This is a genomic window from Vibrio sp. IB15 (assembly GCF_016406055.1).
Classification (GTDB): Bacteria; Pseudomonadota; Gammaproteobacteria; order Enterobacterales; family Vibrionaceae; genus Vibrio; species Vibrio chagasii.
Genome location: NZ_JAEFCE010000049.1, coordinates 1 through 18,347 on the forward strand (window position 1 = coordinate 1; position 18,347 = coordinate 18,347).

At 43.8% G+C, this 18,347-nt stretch carries 15 protein-coding genes; 9 read left to right on the top strand and 6 right to left on the bottom strand.

The features are described from left to right. Positions 1 to 123 precede the first annotated feature (123 nt). On the bottom strand, positions 124 to 1,680 hold the full coding sequence (nagE, locus tag JC606_RS16935; RefSeq protein WP_105025385.1) for an N-acetylglucosamine-specific PTS transporter subunit IIBC: 1,557 nt from the start codon (positions 1,678 to 1,680) through the stop codon (positions 124 to 126). Positions 1,681 to 2,155: 475 nt separating this feature from the next. Here nagE and nagA point away from each other — a divergent pair, with 475 nt between their 5' ends. The 4 genes from nagA (at position 2,156) to asnB (ending at position 8,084) form a co-directional block, all read left to right on the top strand. Beyond that, positions 2,156 to 3,292, top strand: coding sequence for an N-acetylglucosamine-6-phosphate deacetylase (nagA, locus tag JC606_RS16940; RefSeq protein WP_004737892.1), 1,137 nt, complete (start codon positions 2,156 to 2,158; stop codon positions 3,290 to 3,292). A 2-nt stretch (positions 3,293 to 3,294) separates the two neighbouring features. Beyond that, the gene (gene nagC, locus JC606_RS16945; RefSeq protein WP_102426085.1) at positions 3,295 to 4,509 is read left to right on the top strand and encodes a DNA-binding transcriptional regulator NagC; all 1,215 of its coding nucleotides are present in this window, start codon (positions 3,295 to 3,297) and stop codon (positions 4,507 to 4,509) included. Positions 4,510 to 4,593: 84 nt separating this feature from the next. Beyond that, the gene (locus JC606_RS16950; RefSeq protein WP_137409111.1) at positions 4,594 to 6,180 is read left to right on the top strand and encodes a cation:proton antiporter family protein; all 1,587 of its coding nucleotides are present in this window, start codon (positions 4,594 to 4,596) and stop codon (positions 6,178 to 6,180) included. Between the two features lie 233 nt (positions 6,181 to 6,413). After that, complete coding sequence (gene asnB, locus JC606_RS16955) at positions 6,414 to 8,084, top strand: asparagine synthase B (RefSeq protein ID WP_061034164.1); 1,671 nt, start codon at positions 6,414 to 6,416, stop codon at positions 8,082 to 8,084. 80 nt (positions 8,085 to 8,164) lie between these two features. On the opposite strand, the gene rfaH is transcribed toward asnB, so the two are convergent. Next, positions 8,165 to 8,671 carry a transcription/translation regulatory transformer protein RfaH gene (gene rfaH / locus JC606_RS16960; RefSeq protein ID WP_137409112.1) on the bottom strand — a complete coding sequence of 169 codons (507 nt, stop codon included), beginning with the start codon at positions 8,669 to 8,671 and terminating at the stop codon, positions 8,165 to 8,167. 503 nt (positions 8,672 to 9,174) lie between these two features. On the opposite strand from rfaH, the gene JC606_RS16965 reads away from it, so the two are divergent. Beyond that, positions 9,175 to 10,572 carry a peptide MFS transporter gene (locus tag JC606_RS16965; protein WP_137409113.1) on the top strand — a complete coding sequence of 466 codons (1,398 nt, stop codon included), beginning with the start codon at positions 9,175 to 9,177 and terminating at the stop codon, positions 10,570 to 10,572. Between the two features lie 93 nt (positions 10,573 to 10,665). Here the strand turns inward: JC606_RS16965 and hemH are convergent, their stop codons facing one another. From hemH to htpG, 3 genes are all read right to left on the bottom strand, one after another. Further along, entirely contained in the window at positions 10,666 to 11,628 is a 963-nt protein-coding gene (hemH, locus tag JC606_RS16970; RefSeq protein WP_008223805.1) for a ferrochelatase, read from the bottom strand. Between the two features lie 276 nt (positions 11,629 to 11,904). Next, positions 11,905 to 12,549, bottom strand: coding sequence for an adenylate kinase (gene adk, locus JC606_RS16975; protein WP_004737884.1), 645 nt, complete (start codon positions 12,547 to 12,549; stop codon positions 11,905 to 11,907). A gap of 388 nt (positions 12,550 to 12,937) precedes the next feature. Then, complete coding sequence (gene htpG, locus JC606_RS16980) at positions 12,938 to 14,842, bottom strand: molecular chaperone HtpG (protein WP_004737881.1); 1,905 nt, start codon at positions 14,840 to 14,842, stop codon at positions 12,938 to 12,940. A 269-nt stretch (positions 14,843 to 15,111) separates the two neighbouring features. On the opposite strand from htpG, the gene JC606_RS16985 reads away from it, so the two are divergent. The 4 genes from JC606_RS16985 (at position 15,112) to JC606_RS17000 (ending at position 17,734) form a co-directional block, all read left to right on the top strand. Then, positions 15,112 to 16,023: a transcriptional regulator gene (locus JC606_RS16985; RefSeq protein ID WP_004737880.1), complete on the top strand. Its 912-nt coding sequence runs from the start codon at positions 15,112 to 15,114 to the stop codon at positions 16,021 to 16,023. Position 16,024: 1 nt separating this feature from the next. Further along, entirely contained in the window at positions 16,025 to 16,540 is a 516-nt protein-coding gene (locus JC606_RS16990; RefSeq protein WP_004737878.1) for a regulatory protein ToxS, read from the top strand. A 109-nt stretch (positions 16,541 to 16,649) separates the two neighbouring features. Beyond that, on the top strand, positions 16,650 to 17,405 hold the full coding sequence (locus tag JC606_RS16995) for a sulfite exporter TauE/SafE family protein (protein ID WP_137408867.1): 756 nt from the start codon (positions 16,650 to 16,652) through the stop codon (positions 17,403 to 17,405). A gap of 50 nt (positions 17,406 to 17,455) precedes the next feature. After that, positions 17,456 to 17,734 (top strand): SelT/SelW/SelH family protein, encoded by a 279-nt coding sequence (locus JC606_RS17000; RefSeq protein ID WP_086017636.1) that lies wholly within the window; start codon positions 17,456 to 17,458, stop codon positions 17,732 to 17,734. A gap of 24 nt (positions 17,735 to 17,758) precedes the next feature. On the opposite strand, the gene yfcE is transcribed toward JC606_RS17000, so the two are convergent. Continuing rightward, positions 17,759 to 18,304: a phosphodiesterase gene (yfcE, locus tag JC606_RS17005; RefSeq protein WP_198779026.1), complete on the bottom strand. Its 546-nt coding sequence runs from the start codon at positions 18,302 to 18,304 to the stop codon at positions 17,759 to 17,761. Positions 18,305 to 18,347: the final 43 nt, after the last annotated feature.

The following is an 18,347-nucleotide window of genomic DNA, read 5'->3' on the forward strand; positions in this document are numbered from 1 at the left end:
AGTTCAAAAAAAATCCCCAAGCGTGGCTTAGGGATTTGTGTATAAGAGACAGCCCTTATGGGAGGCTTTCAATTTGACACTTACTTGAGAGTATTTATTGCTGCTCAGTTAAGTACTTCCTTACTATGGAAGTTTTACATCAGATAGGTCTTCACCTGCACCGATAGCTTTCATTTCGCCAGCTACGATTTCAGCAAGAGGGCCTAGGATAACTTGTAGGTTGTTTTCACCTAACTTAACAACACCTTTAGCACCTAGTTTCTTAAGAACTGCTTCGTCAGCAACAGAGCGGTCTTTAAGAGTTAGACGTAGACGTGTGATACAAGCGTCGATTGAAGTTAGGTTCTCGTGACCACCTAGAGCTTTCAGGTATTGACGTGCAAGGTCGCCTTTTGGAGCCTCGCCAGCTGGAGTCGCTGCAGCTTCATCATCTTCACGACCAGGCGATTTCAGGTTGAAAGCGCGGATTGCGAAAGAGAAAGTGAAGAAGTATAGAGCACCGAAACCAAGGCCGATTGCTAGAAGTACTAGAGGTTTAGTTGCTAGACCCCAGTTCAATACGAAGTCGATAAGACCAGCAGAGAAACCGAAACCGTGCAGAGTACCAAACATGTTAGCAACAACTAGAGACAGACCAGTGAACACAGCGTGCATTGCGTATAGAGCAGGAGCTAGGAATACGAACATGAATTCTAGCGGCTCTGTGATACCTGTTAAGAATGAACAGAATGCTACTGAGAATAGTGCACCACCAACTTGGCTACGTTTTTCAGCAGGAGCTGCTAGGTACATTGCAAGTGCAGCACCTGGTAGACCGAACATCATCACTGGGAAGAAACCGTTCATGAATACGCCAGCGCCTTTATCGCCACCGAAGAAACGGTGTAGGTCGCCTGATTTAACAGTGTCAGTTACTTCTTTAACAACAGTAGTGATTTCTGGAGTTACAGAGTTAGCGAATGTAAATGTATGCTCTTGGCCAACAACTAGAGTTTTAGCTAGTGATGGGTCAACACAAAGTTGAGTGATGTTAGCGAATGCGCCTTGACCAGCAACGATGATTTCTTGACATGTACCCATACCGAACCAGAAGTATGAGTTCAATACGTGGTGTAGACCTACAGGGATAAGTGCACGGTTAAGAGTACCGTAAACGAATTGACCGATAGCGCCAGACGTTGATACTGCGTGAGCCAGTGCGTCTAGACCAGATTGAACACCAGGCCAAACCACACCAGACACAGCACCTGCAACAAGTGCAAATAGACCAGCCATGATTGGTACTAAACGTTTACCAGCGAAGAATGCCAGCCACTCAGGAAGGCGTGTAGCATGGAAAGCGTTGTAAGAGTGACCTGCGATGATACCTGCGAAGATACCGCCGAAGAAAGACATGTTAACGTCAGCGTTAATTGTTGTTGCTGTCGCCGTTAGAACGAAGTAAGCAACTGCACCAGCAAGACCTGCTGCGCCGTTACCGTCTTTAGAAAGACCAATAGCGATACCTAGACCAAATAGCAATGGTAGGTTACTGAAGATAGCACCACCAGCTTGCGCCATGAATGGAATATCAAGTAGATCGCCTTGACCTAAACGTAATAGAAGCGCCGCAATCGGAAGCGTTGCGATAGGTAGCATTAACGCCTTACCTAGCTTCTGTGCATATCCTAGAATATTCACCAGTTGTTTCCCCCTATAGGATTTTTTAGAATTCGTTTGAGAAACTTATTTTAGTCGCTCAATTTAGTCCTATTCAGTGTATTCAATTAATTTTGCTCCGCAAATTAAAACCTTACCATTTGTGATCGTAATCACCAGTTTTTACCAAATCCAGAGGTTTTTGCTAGCGAGATCATAAAACTTATTTTATCATTCAAAAAAATGAACATTTATAGATAAAATCCAAATCTAACTATTGGGTTAAAAGTGAGTTATTTTCGGCATTAAAAGCTAGCTAACTTACTGATATTTTCAACCCTAACTCATAAAAACAATGAATTGTTCACATATTTTTCAAACACTTAAAATCGCTTCCCACTTTGAAGCCGTTTGCCCATAAAAGTTAAATCGTTACGTAAATGATGCTCGCAAACTAAGTCAGCATTTAGGTAACGAACGAATTTAAAAGATCTGACGATATAAGGATTAGCTGACTATGTACGCGCTAAGTAACTGTAAAATTTACACTGGTAGTGATGTTCTAACCGATCATGCTGTAGTAATCGAAAACGAACTGATCAAAAAAGTCTGCCCTATCTCTGAATTACCAGAAGGTATCGAGGTTCGTGACCTAGACGGTGCAAACCTAAGCCCGGGTTTCATTGACCTACAACTGAATGGTTGTGGTGGCGTGATGCTGAACGATGAAATCACTGCAGAAACAATGCAGATCATGCACAAAGCAAACCTAAAATCAGGCTGTACTAGCTTCTTGCCTACTCTGATTACTTCTTCAGATGAAGACATGCGTGCAGTTATCACAGCAGCTCGTGAATACCATAACCAATACCAGAACCAATCTTTAGGTCTTCACCTTGAAGGTCCATACCTAAACGTTGCAAAAAAAGGCATTCACAGCGTTGATCATATTCGTAAGTCTGACAGCGAGATGATTGAGCTTATCTGTGAGAACAGCGACCTTGTTGCGAAAGTAACACTGGCTCCTGAGCTGAACGACCCAGAGCATATCGAGCGTCTGCACAAAGCTGGTGTTGTTGTTTCTATCGGTCACACCAACGCAACTTATGCAGAAGCACGCCAAGGTTTCGAATCTGGTATCACATTCGCAACGCACCTATTCAATGCAATGACACCTATGGTTGGTCGTGAACCTGGTGTGGTTGGCGCTATCTACGATACACCGGAGGTGTACGCCGGCATCATCGCCGATGGTTTCCACGTTGATTACGCAAACATCAGAATTGCGCATAAAGTCAAGGGAGAAAAGTTAGTATTAGTGACGGATGCCACAGCTCCTGCAGGTGCTGACATGGAATACTTTATTTTTGTCGGTAAGAAAGTATATTACCGAGATGGTAAGTGTGTTGATGAAAACGGCACACTGGGCGGCTCAGCTCTGACTATGATTGAAGCAGTTCAGAACACAGTTGAGCACGCTGGTATCGCTTTAGACGAAGCTCTTCGCATGGCTACACTATACCCAGCTACAGCCATCGGTGTAGAAAGCAAGCTAGGTCGAATCAAGAAAGGCATGGTTGCAAACCTAGCTGTATTTGACCGAGACTTTAACGTTAAAGCGACTGTTGTTAATGGACAATACGAGCACAATTAAGTATGAATGGCGGACAAATAGGTAACGTAGACTTAGTTAAACAACTAAACAGTGCGGCGGTATACCGACTGATAGACCAACAAGGGCCTATCAGTCGTATACAAGTGGCTGATGTAAGCCAACTCGCACCGGCAAGTGTTACAAAAATTACCCGCCAACTATTAGAGCGCGGCCTAATTAAAGAGGTCGCACAGCAAGCGTCTACTGGCGGTAGACGCGCTATCTCTCTAACCACAGAAGTAGAGCCTTTTCACTCTATCGCTGTGCGCTTAGGGCGAGACTACATTCAAGTTAGCCTTCACGACCTTGGTGGCCGTGAATTGGCTTTCCAACAGCAAGACCTTAACTATTCAGATCAGTCAGACCTTACTCAAGGCTTGGTCAATACGCTTAAGACCTTCATCGCTGAACACCAGCCGAAAATCGATCAGCTGATTGCGATTGGCGTGACCCTTCCAGGCTTAGTGAACCCGACGACGGGTGTCGTTGAGTACATGCCAAATACAGACATCGATAATCTTGCATTAAGCGACATTATTCGCGACACATTCCATGTCGCTTGTTTTGTTGGTAACGATGTTCGCGGAATGGCACTAGCTGAACACTACTTTGGCGCGAGCCAAGACAGCCAAGACTCTATCTTAGTGAGTGTTCACCGCGGTACTGGTGCAGGTATTATCGTTAACGGTCAGGTTTTCTTAGGTCATAACCGTAACGTCGGTGAAATCGGTCATATCCAAATCGATCCACTTGGTGAACAGTGCCAATGTGGTAACTTTGGTTGTCTTGAAACGGTAGCGGCAAACCCTGCAATCGTTGAGCGCGTGCAAAAACTGATTAAACAAGGCTATGAGTCTTCTTTAACCGAGCTTGAGCGTATTACTATTCAAGACGTTTGCGACCACGCAATGAATGGCGACGAATTAGCTAAGCAGAGCTTGGTTCGAGTAGGAAACCAGTTAGGTAAAGCGATCGCGATGACGATCAACCTATTTAACCCTCAAAAAGTGATCATCGCTGGTGATATTACTAAGGCACAAGAGATTGTTTTCCCTGCAATTAAGCGCAATGTAGAGAATCAGTCGCTAACGACTTTCCATAGCGGCCTGCCTATTGTAGCATCACAGATCGATAAACATCCTACGATGGGAGCTTTTGCTATGATCAAGCGCGCCATGCTCAATGGTGTGTTACTGCAGAAGCTACTTGAAGATTAAAGAACAATAATTCTGATTTTCCGCGGGCCGTGTTTGTATAAACACGGCCCGTTTTTTTAAGCTAGGGAACTACAACAACAAGTTATGGAACTTATATTAATATCCACTGCGTTTATCGCAGGATTTATTGCTTTAAAGTGTCACCTTCCCCCATTAGTTGGTTTTTTGGTTGCAGGCTTTGGGCTTTTTGCCTTTGGTTTTGAAACCAATGACACCATCATTACTTTAGCTGACCTTGGTGTTACGCTGCTTCTATTTACTATCGGCTTAAAGCTCGACATCAAAACCCTGCTCTCTAAAGAGATCTGGGCTGGCGCGACAATCCACAACCTTTTGTCCACTCTGTTTTTCGCTGTCGCCCTATTTGGTTTTAAGTTCTTAGGTATTTCATCACTAGCTGCTATGTCGGTAGAACAGATCGTTCTGCTCGGTTTTGCTCTTTCATTCTCTAGTACGGTATTTGCGGTTAAGACTCTGCAAGAGAAAGGTGAAATGAATGCGACTTACGGAACGTTGGCGATTGGTATCTTGGTCATGCAGGATATCTTCGCGGTAGTATTCCTAACGGCTTCTACGGGTAAAATACCTGAGTGGTATGCGATTGCTCTGTTTGCCCTCCCCTTGTTACGTCCACTTTTCTACAAAGTGCTCGATTGGGTTGGTCACGGTGAGATGTTGGTTCTATCCGGCATCTTCTTCGCATTAGTCGTCGGTGCTGGTTTATTCCATTTGGTTGGTGTTAAGCCAGACCTGGGCGCTCTGGTTCTAGGTATGTTACTTGCTGGTCACCGAAAAGCTTCAGAGCTATCAAAATCGCTGTTTAACCTTAAAGAGCTTTTCCTTGTCTGTTTCTTCTTGAACATTGGTTTGTCAGAGCAACCAACCATTCAAGGCTTTATGCTTGCAATCTTGTTCTTACTGATGCTGCCAGTGAAAGGTGTTCTCTACTTCTTGGTGCTCAACCGTTTCAAGTTCCGTGTTCGAACGTCTCTACTTGCCTCTTTATCACTGTTTAACTACAGCGAATTTGGCCTCATCGTTGGTGGCCTCGCCTTCAAAATGGGTTGGATGTCTGGCGATATATTAGTTGCCGTCGCGATTGCGGTTTCACTGTCGTTCTTAATCGCTGCACCTTTAAACCGAGCTGGTCACAAGCTTTATCAGCAGTCAGGTAAATGGCTGAAAGAGCATGCGTCAGAAAAGCTTCACCGACGTGATAAGCGAATTGACCCAGGCCGAGCACAAGTGCTTATTCTTGGTATGGGCCGAATTGGTACTGGTGCTTATGACGAATTACGCTCTCGCTATGGCAAGGTAAGTTTAGGTGTCGAAGTTCGTGAAGAAGCAGCACACAACCACAGAAGCCACGGTAGAAACGTGATTTCTGGCGACGCGACCGACCCAGACTTCTGGGAGCGCATCTTAGATACTGCGAATGTAAAGCTGGTTATCTTAGCCATGCCACACCACCAAGGTAACCAGACCGCTTTAGATCAACTAAAGTCACGTAACTTTAAAGGACAGATCGCAGCTATCGCAGAATACCCTGATCAAGTCGAAACCTTGAAAGAGAATGGTGTTGATGCCGCATTCAATATCTACAGCGAAGCCGGTAGTGGTTTTGCTCGCCATGTTTGTGAACAATTAAACCCAAACATCAACAAAATCTAGCCTAAATCCCTCTCAGAAAAACCTCTCAAGACTGTGAATTTTCGCACTTTTGAGAGGTTTTTGTATAAAAAACCAACCACATTTAGATACCAAACACCAAAACAACAAAATAATTAAATAATTTCTAATATAACACCCTTTATATTATTTTTTTGCTCACATCCGGTTGCTTTTTTTAGCCAGAATGGCAAATTGAATACAGTTGATTTAGAAATTATTTAAAAGGAAGTTCTATGTGTTCAGTATTTGGCATTCTCGACATAAAAAGTGATGCCGCAGCACTTCGCCCTATCGCTTTAGAAATGTCTAAAAAGCTTCGTCACCGTGGACCAGATTGGTCTGGTATCTATGCAAGTGACAAAGCAATCCTTGCTCACGAGCGTTTAGCTATCGTTGGTCTAAATAGTGGTGCTCAACCGCTATACAGCCAAGACAAGAAACACATTCTTGCGGTAAACGGCGAAATCTATAACCACAAAGAACTTCGTGCTCGCTATGAAGATAAGTACCAGTTCCAGACCGACTCTGACTGTGAAGTTATCCTAGCGTTATACCAAGAAATGGGCGCAGACCTGCTAGAAGAACTAAACGGTATCTTCGCATTCGTTTTATACGATGAAGAAAAAGACGAATACCTAGTAGGCCGCGACCACATCGGTATCATCCCGCTTTACCAAGGCTACGATGAACACGGTAACTACTATGTTGCTTCTGAAATGAAAGCTCTGGTTCCTGTATGTAAGACCATCAGCGAGTTCCCTCCAGGTAGCTTCTACTCTTCGAAAGATGCAGAGCCACAACGTTACTATATTCGTGATTGGAACGAATACGCTGCAGTACAAGGCAACAGCACAAGCAAAGAAGATCTAACGGAAGCACTAGAAGCAGCGGTGAAGCGTCAACTAATGACTGACGTACCTTACGGTGTACTTCTTTCTGGTGGTTTAGATTCATCTATCACTTCAGCAGTCGCTAAACGCTTTGCGGCAATGCGTATTGAAGATGACGAACAGTCTGAAGCTTGGTGGCCACAACTGCACTCATTTGCGGTTGGCCTAGAAGGTGCTCCTGATCTTATCGCTGCTCGTGAAGTGGCAGACAAGATTGGTACCGTACACCACGAGATGACATACACCATTCAAGAAGGTCTGGATGCAATCCGTGATGTTATCTACCACATCGAGACCTACGACGTAACGACAATTCGCGCGTCTACGCCAATGTACCTACTTGCTCGTAAGATCAAAGCAATGGGTATCAAAATGGTACTGTCTGGTGAAGGTGCTGATGAGATCTTTGGCGGTTACTTGTACTTCCACAAAGCGCCAAACGCAAAAGAGTTCCATGAAGAAACAGTACGTAAGTTGCTGGCTCTAAACATGTTTGACTGTGCTCGTGCGAACAAATCACTAGCAGCATGGGGCGTAGAAGGCCGCGTACCATTCTTGGACAAAGAGTTCATCGATGTAGCAATGCGCTTAAACCCAGAAGACAAAATGTGTGGCAACGGTAAGATGGAGAAACACATCCTACGTGAGTGTTTCGAAGATTATCTACCAGACTCAATTGCATGGCGTCAAAAAGAGCAATTCTCTGATGGGGTTGGTTACGACTGGATCGATACGTTGAAAGCTACCGCTGAAGCGAAAGTAACGGACAAGCAAATGGAAACTGCGCAGTTCCGCTTCCCATACAACACGCCAACGACTAAAGAAGGCTACGCTTACCGCGAAATCTTTGAAGAGTTGTTCCCGCTAGAATCTGCAGCAGAGTGTGTACCAGGTGGTCCATCTGTCGCTTGTTCATCAGCAAAAGCTATCGAATGGGATGAGTCGTTCCAAAACTGTGTTGACCCATCAGGCCGTGCAGTACAAGCCGTTCACAACGATGCTTACAACGCTTAAGGCGATTGGTAAATTCTAAGTACTAAAAAAGGCGCATCATGCGCCTTTTTATTTTTAAGCCGATTTTTTTATTGTTGCATTTATGCGTGAGCTTGTAGTGCTTCGTTCTCAATACTGATAGGAACCACTTGGCTGATCATTTTTACGAGCATAATAGAGCGAGCTTCACCATCTTTCTGATGGAAAATCGCTTCAATACCAGCGAACTGGCCACTCTTAATCTTAACCACCTGCCCAGACTCAAACTCAACACAACAATCTTCAGTTTCGTTACTGCAACACTTCTCAAACTCTTTAAGTTCAAAAACTAAGTCACCTTGGACTTCATGCGGTCTTGCGCCGAACTTAATAAAGTCCACTACGCCGCGCGTTGAACGAACAGTAGTAAAACTCGGCCCTTGTTCATAATCAAATCGAACAAAGACGTATGAAGGAAATAGCGGTTCTTTGACCACCTTTTCTTTCCCTCTAACCACCTTTTCGACTTCTATTTGTGGGTAAAAGCACTCTACCCCTTGATTCTCTAAATGCTGCTGAGCGCGTTTTTGATCGCCACGCTTGCAGTAAAGTAAATACCAACGTTTCATTTAACTAGCCATTTTCTATTTTGGGGACATTTTACCACAAGCCTAAAACGGTTTAATTGCTATTAACTAAATGAATCTTAATCGCCGCAAAATTATGCGTAGCAAAGCAATTTATCAACAAAAAATTATAGATATAAAAGTAATTAAGCATTGTACAGAGTTCTATTGTCGTTCAAAAGGTGCGCTACTGTGACTGCATATACAGTCAAAAAAATAAAACACACCGTTCCCTTTAATGACAATAGGATACATAAAATTGATGACTGGCGCTTTTATTATTCAAAAATATTTTCAATGAGATCATTTAACAACCAGCTCAAATCTGGAAAATTAGTTTGCAGCACGAACGTTAAGGGCGAAACTAGCAATAAAGATTTTAATTTTCATAAGCTTACAAAAATAAGGTTATCGTTACCATAAAATACATCTATTGCAGATGTTTATCGCACTCTGTATACATAAGTGACTATAAAATCTTTTAATAACTAAAATTAGTAAAACTTATGCCAAGCAATCACAACATCTTTGGCCACCCTAGAGGCCTATTTCTACTTTTCAGCACAGAGCTATGGGAACGTTTCTCCTACTACGCTATGCGTGCGATTCTTGTTTTGTTCTTAACAGACACAACGATTAACGGCGGATTGGGCTGGTCGACAAAAGACGCGCTTGACCTTTACGGTATCTACACAGGTTTGGTTTACATCACGCCTTTGATCGGTGGTTGGATTGCCGACAACTACCTAGGGCAACGTAAGTCGATTCTTATTGGTGGCGTGTTAATGGCACTTGGCCAGTTTACACTAGCTCTACCAAACGGCTTTATGGGCCTAGACCAAGTAAGTGCACTTTACCTAGGTTTAGCGCTGCTTATCAGTGGTAACGGTATGTTTAAGCCAAACATCTCAACGATGGTTGGTGACCTTTACCAAGAAGGTGATAACCGTCGTGATGGCGCATTTACTATTTTCTACATGGGCATCAACTTAGGTGCACTATTAGGTGGTCTTATCTCTGGTGCTGCGGCTGAGTCGTATGGCTGGAAAGCAGGTTTCCTAGCGGCTGGTATCGGTATGGTTATTAGCTTAATCATGCAAATGACCATGGCTCAATCATGGCTAGGTAATATCGGTTCGGTTCCAGCAGCTGCACGCGCAAAAGCTCTGAGTAAGTCGAAAGAGAAAGCACCGCTAACGAAAGAAGAGTTCGATCGACTAAAAGTTATTCTGATCATGGGCCTGTTCGTGATTATTTTCTGGGCGGGCTTTGAACAAGCTGGCGGCCTAATGAACATCTACACTCAACAATATACAGACCGTATGATTGGTGATTTTGAAGTGCCGGCTGCGTGGTTCCAATCTTTAAACCCATTCTTCATTATTACACTAGCACCAATCATTGCTGCATTTTGGGTGAAGTTAGGTAAGCGTGAACCGAACTCACCGGTTAAATTTGCGTTGGCTCTGTTCTTCTTAGCGCTTGGCTTCGTCTGCATGATGGGCGCGGTAATGGAGCAAGGTGGTGACCTTACAGTTAAAACCTCTATGCTGTGGTTAGTAGGTGCATTCTTCTTCCACACACTTGGTGAGCTTTGCCTATCTCCTATCGGTCTGTCGTTAGTGACTAAGCTGGCACCACTACGTTTAGCATCACTTATGATGGGTGCATGGTTTGGTTTCAACGCTATTGCAAACTACGTAGCTGGCCTTGTGGGCTCTCATGTAGGTGAACTGGGCGCGATGGCAATCTTCAGTGGTATTGCGATCACAGCAACAATCAGCGGCATCTTACTGCTTCTTTGTGCTGGTAAGCTTGTATCTTGGATGCACGGCGTAGAGAGCAACATGACGCTAGAGTCTGAACCAAAAGAAGAGCGTACTGCAGAAACTTCTATTGCTTAATAGCTAATATCATTCGATGTCTAAAAGACGCTAGAACACATTCAAAAAAGGGCTGCTTAATGAGCAGCCCTTTTAGTATTTATATAGCTAGTGTTATCGGTGAATCTCTACTAATTCAGCCATCATGTCGATATGCGAATCTCTGTCGTTAAGACACATGATATAGCTAAACTCAGAACCACCAGCATCAATGAAGGTTTCCTTACACTGATCTGAAATCTCTTCCAGCGTTTCTAAACAGTCTACAGAGAAAGCTGGAGCCATGATATCGATCTTCTTGATCCCTTTGCTTGGCAATGATTCAAGCGTCTCATCGGTATATGGCTTTAACCACTCTTCTCGACCAAATCGAGACTGGTAAGTCATGGTGATATCGTCTGCAGATAAACCAAGCTCCTCAGCTAGTAGCTTAGTTGTCGCCTCACAGTGTTGAGGGTAAATATCACCTTCATCTGCTAATCGCTTAGGAATGCCGTGGAAAGAACAAACCAAATGATCCGCTCGGCCATTTTTCTCCCAGTGGCTACGAACACTCTCAGCCAATGCTTTGGTGTAACTAGGGTGTGCGTAGTAATCACGGATAAAGCGGTAACTAGGAATAACAGGCATCTGTTTAAAGGCTTTGGTTAAACCATCAGAAACCGCAGCTGTGGTGGTGCCTGAATACTGAGGATACAGAGGCAGTACGATGATCTCTTCAACGCCCTGCTCCATCAGCTGCTCAACGCCCGTTTTCAGGCTTGGATTACCATAAGTCATACCCAGCGCTACAGGCATCTCTAACTTCTTCTGAAGCTTTTCTGCTTGTCTTTGTGAATACACAAGAAGCGGTGAGCCGTCGTCCATCCAAACCGACTGATAAAGCTTGGCTACTTTAGGTGAACGAATCGGTAAAATCACTCCGTGCAATATCGGGCACCATAGCCAGCGTGTTAGATTAACGACTCGCTTATCGTGCAAAAATTCACTCAAAAATCGACGAACGCCAGCTGGGGTCGCAGAATCTGGCGTACCTAAGTTCACCAGTAAAACGCCCTGCTTTTTATTATTTTCCATAGATACCTGAGACCAATATGTAATTTTGTAGAGAGTAATATACTAATCTGCTGAAGTTTAAGATCATTGCTTGTCGCTAAATGTTGAGATAATCATTTGGCGTGACATATAACCAACATCAACTTTCGATTATGAGCGAACTTTTCAAAGCTAATGTGCGTTGAATCGAGGGCCCCTAATTATCTTAGATTGGTATCGTACTAAAAATTGAGACAAAAAAAGCGACCTTTAAGGTCGCTTCCAATATATCAAATTCTAAAACTGGCTGTTAGCCAATTATGCTAGTGCTTTCTCAAGTTCTGCACTAACTTCAGCAACTTGCTTAGTACCGTCAAACTTAAGGTACTGAGTGTTACCAGCTTCAGCTTCCTTACCGTAGTAAGAGATTAGTGGAGCTGTTTGCTCATGGTACACGCCTAGACGAGCACGAACTGTTTCTTCTTTGTCGTCATCACGTACAACTAGCTCTTCGCCAGTTACGTCATCTTTACCTTCTTCTTTTGGTGGGTTGTACACAGTGTGGTATGTACGACCTGAAGGAAGGTGAGCACGACGACCAGCCATACGCTCAACAATCACATCATCAGCTACGTCGAATTCAACAACGTAATCTACAGCGATACCCATCTCTTTTAGGCCATCAGCTTGTGGGATTGTGCGTGGGAAACCGTCTAGTAGGAAACCTTTCTCACAGTCATCTTGAGCGATACGCTCTTTGATAAGACCAAGGATAATTTCATCAGAAACTAGCTGACCAGCGTCGATTACTGATTTTGCTTGCTTACCAAGCTCAGTACCCGCTTTGATAGCAGCACGTAGCATGTCACCAGTTGAAATTTGAGGGATACCAAATTTGTTCATGATGAAGTTAGCTTGAGTGCCTTTACCCGCGCCAGGAGCACCTAGAAGAATGATGCGCATGTTTAATCCTCTTATAAAATTATGATTTATACCGAAGCTCACTATCCCAACTTCCTAGCTCATCGTTTAGATGAACAGAAATCGTTAGGTAACCGTTGAGGTTAAGCAAAACTGCAAATAGAAGCAAAACGGTAAGTTTCGGTATAACGTTTAAAAATCATACAACTGGAACAAGTTGGATCCTAGTACCAGCTGATTAGGTCGAGCATTCTATCACATTAATATTCAATTTGGCTGAATTTACGACTAAAGAATGCATCGCCTCATTTTGTTGTGACGATAACGGTGACGTTGACCACGTTTAACATGTTTTCAACGACGTTCATTAAAAAAGCCCGCATTTGCGAGCTTTTAATTACAATTCGTGGTTTAGCCCAAAGTCGAAAGACTAACGCTTTGTTAGTAGCTCGTTGATTGCACCCAAGAATTGTGACGGATCTTCCATAGAGCCTTTCTCAGCCAGCATCGCTTGACCAAGTAGTAGCTCAACCCAACGACCAAACGCTTGCTCATCGGCTTCGTCAGCCATTTGTTTAACAAGTGCGTGCTCTGGGTTAATTTCAAAGATGTACTTAACTTCAGGTGCAGCTTGGCCCGCCGCTTCAAGAAGCTTAGCCATTTGCGTACCCATCTCGAAGTCATCCGTTACAACAACTGCAGGTGTCGTTGCGAGTTTAAACGTAGTACGAACTTCTTTAACGCGATCACCCAGGTAAGATTGAGTGCGCTCAACAACAGACTTAAACTCTTCTTCAGTCTCTTTCTGCTTCTCTTTCTCTTCTTCACCTTCAAACTTGCTTAAATCTAAGCCCGCTTTTGTGATCGATTGGAATTGTTTGCCGTCAAAGTCTGTTAGGTAGTTCATTACGTACTCATCGATGCGATCGTACATTAGCACTACTTCAATACCTTTCGCTTTAAACTGCTCCAAGTGTGGGCTGTTTTTAGCTGCTGCGTAGCTATCTGCTGTCAGGTAGTAAATCTTATCTTGGCCTTCTTTCATACGCTCAACATAAGACGCTAGGCTGATAGTTTGATCTGCAGAATCAACTTCTGTAGACGCAAAACGAAGAAGACCTGCGATCTTCTCTTTGTTTGCCATGTCTTCCGCTGGGCCTTCTTTCATTACAAGACCGAACTCTTTCCAGAATTCTAGGTACTTCTCATTGTCATTTTTCGCCATGCGTTCAAGCATAGTAAGTACACGCTTAGTACATGCACCACGAAGAGACTGAGTTACCTTGTTATCTTGCAGGATTTCACGAGATACGTTCAGTGGTAGGTCGTTTGAGTCAATCAGGCCGCGTACGAAACGCATGTAAGATGGCATGAACTGTTCAGCATCATCCATGATAAATACACGTTGTACATAAAGCTTTAAGCCGCTCTTGTGGTCACGGTTCATCATGTCCCAAGGTGCTTTAGCTGGGATATAAAGCAGGCTTGTATAGTCGTTCTTACCTTCAACCTTGTTGTGGCTCCAGGTTAGTGGATCAGCAAAGTCGTGAGATACGTGCTTGTAAAACTCTTGGTACTCTTCTTTCTCGATGTCTGATTTGTTACGAGTCCAAAGCGCTTGAGCTTTGTTGATTTGTTCCCAGTGCTTCTCTTCGGTGTCTTTACCTTCGTCATCTTTAACCGCAGTTAAGATAGAAACTGGGATACCGATGTGGTCAGAGTATTTACCAATTACTTCACGTAGACGCCATTCATTCAAGAACTCTTTACCGTCTTCACGCATATGAAGAATGATGTCTGTACCACGAGACTCTTTAGTGATGTCTTCAATGGTGTAATCGCCTTCGCCCGCAGAGTGCCATTGTACTGCTTCATTGCTTGCAAGACCTGCGGCACGTGTACGAACGGTTACTGCGTCCGCAACGATGAATGCTGAGTAGAAGCCAACACCAAATTGTCCGATCAACTGAGAGTCTTTGCTTTGGTCTTCAGATAACTTAGAGAAAAAGTCTGCAGTACCTGATTTCGCGATGGTACCTAAATGTTCAATAACGTTGTCGCGGCTCATGCCGATACCGTTATCAGAAATGGTTAACGTATTCGCCTCAGCGTTAAATGACAGTTTTACACCTAGATCTGCATCGCCTTGGTAAAGTTCAGCATTTGATAGCGCTTGAAAACGTAGCTTGTCCGCTGCGTCAGATGCGTTAGAGATCAGCTCACGTAAGAAGATTTCTTTATTTGAATACAGTGAGTGAATCATTAGATGAAGTAGTTGTTTTACTTCAGATTGAAAGCCACGAGTCTCTTTATTTTGCGTTGCCGTTTCGCTCATTTTTACTCCAAAACATCTATACTTTGTGTTGAAAACTATAGGGGCGGAACACGTAATGCCGCTCTGATGTTCATTAACATGAGGATGACAATTGTAAATTCAAGGTCAAAAATCATAAAAACACTGTTTTTTTGATCTGTTTTTATTATCCTTAAGCCTCATAAATATAAAAGAACATAAAAAAAGTCATGATTTGGTGAAGATTTTAATAAATTTCACCTCAGATTTGTCTATTCCGCACTCAAAATAACCCAAAGTAGAAGAATTCAATGAGCAATATCGGCACAAAGTTTATTCTCGCACAGCGGTTCGTATTCGATCCAAACAGCAACTCACTTGTTGACCAAACGAGCGACGGCGAAGTCGTGCGTCTTGGCAGCAATGAAAGCCGCATTCTCCTTATGCTGTCAGAAAGACCCAATGAAGTTATCACTCGTAACGAATTACACGAATATGTTTGGCGTGACCAAGGTTTTGAGGTTGATGACTCAAGCCTAACTCAAGCCGTTTCAACACTACGAAAGATGCTGAAAGATTCAACGAAATCTCCAGAATTCGTTAAAACTGTGCCTAAACGCGGCTACCAATTTATCGCAACCGTTGAGCGCTCAGCCCCACTTTCGTCAAATGACCAACCTGCTGCAGTTGAAATTGCCGAAAATGACGTAGAACCAAGCCTAACGTTTGCAACAACACCTGTCGCAGAAGAAGTCGTTTCTGAGACAAGCGCACCTGAGCCTATCTCTAAACTTCAGGAGGCCAATACTGAGGTTGAGCTAACTAAAGTACCTGCAACAACTGAAGCTAAAAACAGCAACAAGTGGTTAATTCTAGGGTTGCTATTTGCCGCAGTTATGATGCCGATTTTGGTAATTACCTTTACTAACCCTGCTGAATCTACATTTCGTACATTAGCAGAAGTTGATGGTGTAAAGGTTCAATCACCAATCAATCATCCGGGTTTAACAAATTGGCTACCTGCGATTGAAAAATGTGTGTTGAGCTATAACACTAACCACACTGGTATACTAAAGCCAACCGAAGTGATAGCAACTGGCGGACAGGCCAACAACATAGTTCTTAACTATATTCATCCGCAAGAACACTCTAGCGAAAATATTACTCTCAGAATTTACGCAAACCAGTCGGATGTAGACGACATTTGTAAAGGTGGCCAGTAGCATGAAATTAAAAGTATCTGTTTTCTTACTGGCCCTATCTGCTTTTCTAAGTGGTTGGTTACATTGGGGGAGCGACGCAAAAGTAGCACGCCTACTTACCTCACATGAATGGCAATCAAAGATGGTTTCGCTTATCAGTGCAGAAAAACAAGCCGATTCAATCGGTCCACTCCGTAAAGTTGAGCTCTCCTCAAATGCTAAGTACCTACCAAACGGTACATATCTGAGAATGTCGGTGGTCAGGCTATACGGCACACAAACCGCACCAGCTAACGTCATCAACATTTCAGAGACGGGTCAGTGGGAAATTAACGACAACTACCTACTGGTTTCGCCAACTGAGTTTAAAGATGTTACATCGGCTCAGCGCCAAGACTTCTCTCAAGAGCAACTAGAGCTGATTACTCAAGTAATCAAGATGGATGCAGAGCAAAGTCGTCGCATCGACATTGTTAACCCGAAGGCACTGCTACTGACTAGCTTAAATCATGGTTCTACCGTCTTGTTTTCGAACTAACATTGAAAAGCTATTTACGGCATATCGATGGATGAATACCATTCACGATAAACCTAAAAAAGGGGCATGAGGCCCCTTTTTGTTATCTTAAACTCAAAGATAAAACTCTATGGATTGGATAAACTCACTCGCTCTATTCTTTGGCTCATTAATCGCCAACACGCTTGCCTCTTTATCAGGCGGCGGTGCTGGGCTTCTACAGTTCCCGTTACTCATCTTTCTAGGATTGCCCTTTTCAGTTGCACTGGCTACCCACAAAGTCGCTAGCGTTGCTCTCGGCTTAGGTGCTGCATATACCCATATCAAGGGTGGCACGTTAAGCTGGAAAATTTGTCTCTACCTAATTATCGTCGGCAGCATTGGAGTGGTCGTTGGCGCGAATATCGTACTCATGATCCCAGATGCCATTGCACAGAAACTGCTTGGCGCAATGATCTTAGCACTGGGCGTTTACTCACGACTAAAGAAACAATTGGGTCAAGAAGAGCAGCTTAAAAACCGAGACATAAAAGGTTGGATAATCGGTGGGGTTGGGCTGGCACTCATAGGCATCATCAACGGTTCACTCACTGCCGGATCAGGCCTGTTAGTTACCCTATTTCTAGTTCGTTGGTTTGGTTTTACTTATAAACAAGCCGTCGCGTTAACCATGATATGCGTCGGTTTGTTCTGGAATGGCATTGGAGGTATTGCCATTGTTCAAGCGGGTGCGCCAATATACTGGGTATGGTTACCCATATTACTGTTAAGTTCGTTTGTTGGCGGAAGCCTAGGGGCATTCCTCGCAAACCGTTCAAGCAATCAGCTCGTCAAAACGGCTTTCGAAATATTGACGTTTGCGGTTGGCATCAAGCTATTGCTATAGAATTTTAAAGGTTATCTATGAATACAGAGTCGAATCAACACAGCCCAGCAGTGCTGAAAGCCACAATAGCAATACACTATTGCCGCCAATGTAATTGGATGCTTCGCTCAAGTTGGTTGTGCCAGGAACTGCTTCATACCTTCAGTGAAGAGATTGAACAAGTCAGCCTGCATCCAGATACCGGTGGACGATTTGAGATCTTTTGTAATGGAGTACAGATTTGGGAACGAAAGGCGGACGGCGGCTTTCCTGAAGCGAAAGTTCTGAAGCAAAGAGTGAGAAACATCATTGCTCCAGACAGAGACCTCGGACACGTGGATTCAAAATAAACCCATGACGGCGAATTCTATGATTTAAAGCTGGCCGCTAACCAGTACATCGCCGTCAAGGCTGATCACTTTGAAGTTACAATTCTCGTAGATACCATAGCTTGCTGCATGCCCTTCCCGTGGGAACGTCACCGAGCTAGGGTTAAAAATGAAGATGTCATCTTGGTACTCAGCAACTGGGATATGGGTATGGCCATGAGCAATGATATCACCCGCTTTCAGTGCTGGCCGTTTCGTTGTGTTATATAGGTGACCGTGAGTTAAGAAGATACGTTGGCCTGATTCTAGTAACACCCATGAGTAATCCATCATCATTGGGAAAGAGAGCAACATCTGATCGACTTCGCTGTCGCAGTTCCCACGGACAGCAATGATCTCTTGGGAGAACTCGTTCAGCTTGTCTGCAACAGCAGGCGGGTTGTAACCCTCTGGAATCGGATTTCTAGGGCCATGATTCAGAATGTCACCCAGTAGGATTAAATATTGGGCACCCGAAGCTTGGTATAGCTCTAATACCTTTTCTGTTGCTGGTAGCGAACCGTGTAGGTCTGAAGCAAAAAATAATTTCACACGTACTTCTCCATAAAATTTATGGGCCTATTGTACGTACCTA

Excerpts from the sequence above, each read along its gene's own strand:
- asnB (WP_061034164.1), top strand. The coding sequence starts at position 6,414 with ATGTGTTCAGTATTTGGCATTCTCGACATAAAAAGTGATGCCGCAGCA.
- nagA (WP_004737892.1), top strand. The coding sequence starts at position 2,156 with ATGTACGCGCTAAGTAACTGTAAAATTTACACTGGTAGTGATGTTCTA.
- JC606_RS16950 (WP_137409111.1), top strand. The coding sequence starts at position 4,594 with ATGGAACTTATATTAATATCCACTGCGTTTATCGCAGGATTTATTGCT.
- JC606_RS16985 (WP_004737880.1), top strand. The coding sequence starts at position 15,112 with ATGAGCAATATCGGCACAAAGTTTATTCTCGCACAGCGGTTCGTATTC.
- JC606_RS16995 (WP_137408867.1), top strand. The coding sequence starts at position 16,650 with ATGGATTGGATAAACTCACTCGCTCTATTCTTTGGCTCATTAATCGCC.
- JC606_RS16965 (WP_137409113.1), top strand. The coding sequence starts at position 9,175 with ATGCCAAGCAATCACAACATCTTTGGCCACCCTAGAGGCCTATTTCTA.
- JC606_RS16990 (WP_004737878.1), top strand. The coding sequence starts at position 16,025 with ATGAAATTAAAAGTATCTGTTTTCTTACTGGCCCTATCTGCTTTTCTA.
- hemH (WP_008223805.1), bottom strand. The coding sequence starts at position 11,628 with ATGGAAAATAATAAAAAGCAGGGCGTTTTACTGGTGAACTTAGGTACG.
- htpG (WP_004737881.1), bottom strand. The coding sequence starts at position 14,842 with ATGAGCGAAACGGCAACGCAAAATAAAGAGACTCGTGGCTTTCAATCT.
- adk (WP_004737884.1), bottom strand. The coding sequence starts at position 12,549 with ATGCGCATCATTCTTCTAGGTGCTCCTGGCGCGGGTAAAGGCACTCAA.
- rfaH (WP_137409112.1), bottom strand. The coding sequence starts at position 8,671 with ATGAAACGTTGGTATTTACTTTACTGCAAGCGTGGCGATCAAAAACGC.
- nagC (WP_102426085.1), top strand. The coding sequence starts at position 3,295 with ATGAATGGCGGACAAATAGGTAACGTAGACTTAGTTAAACAACTAAAC.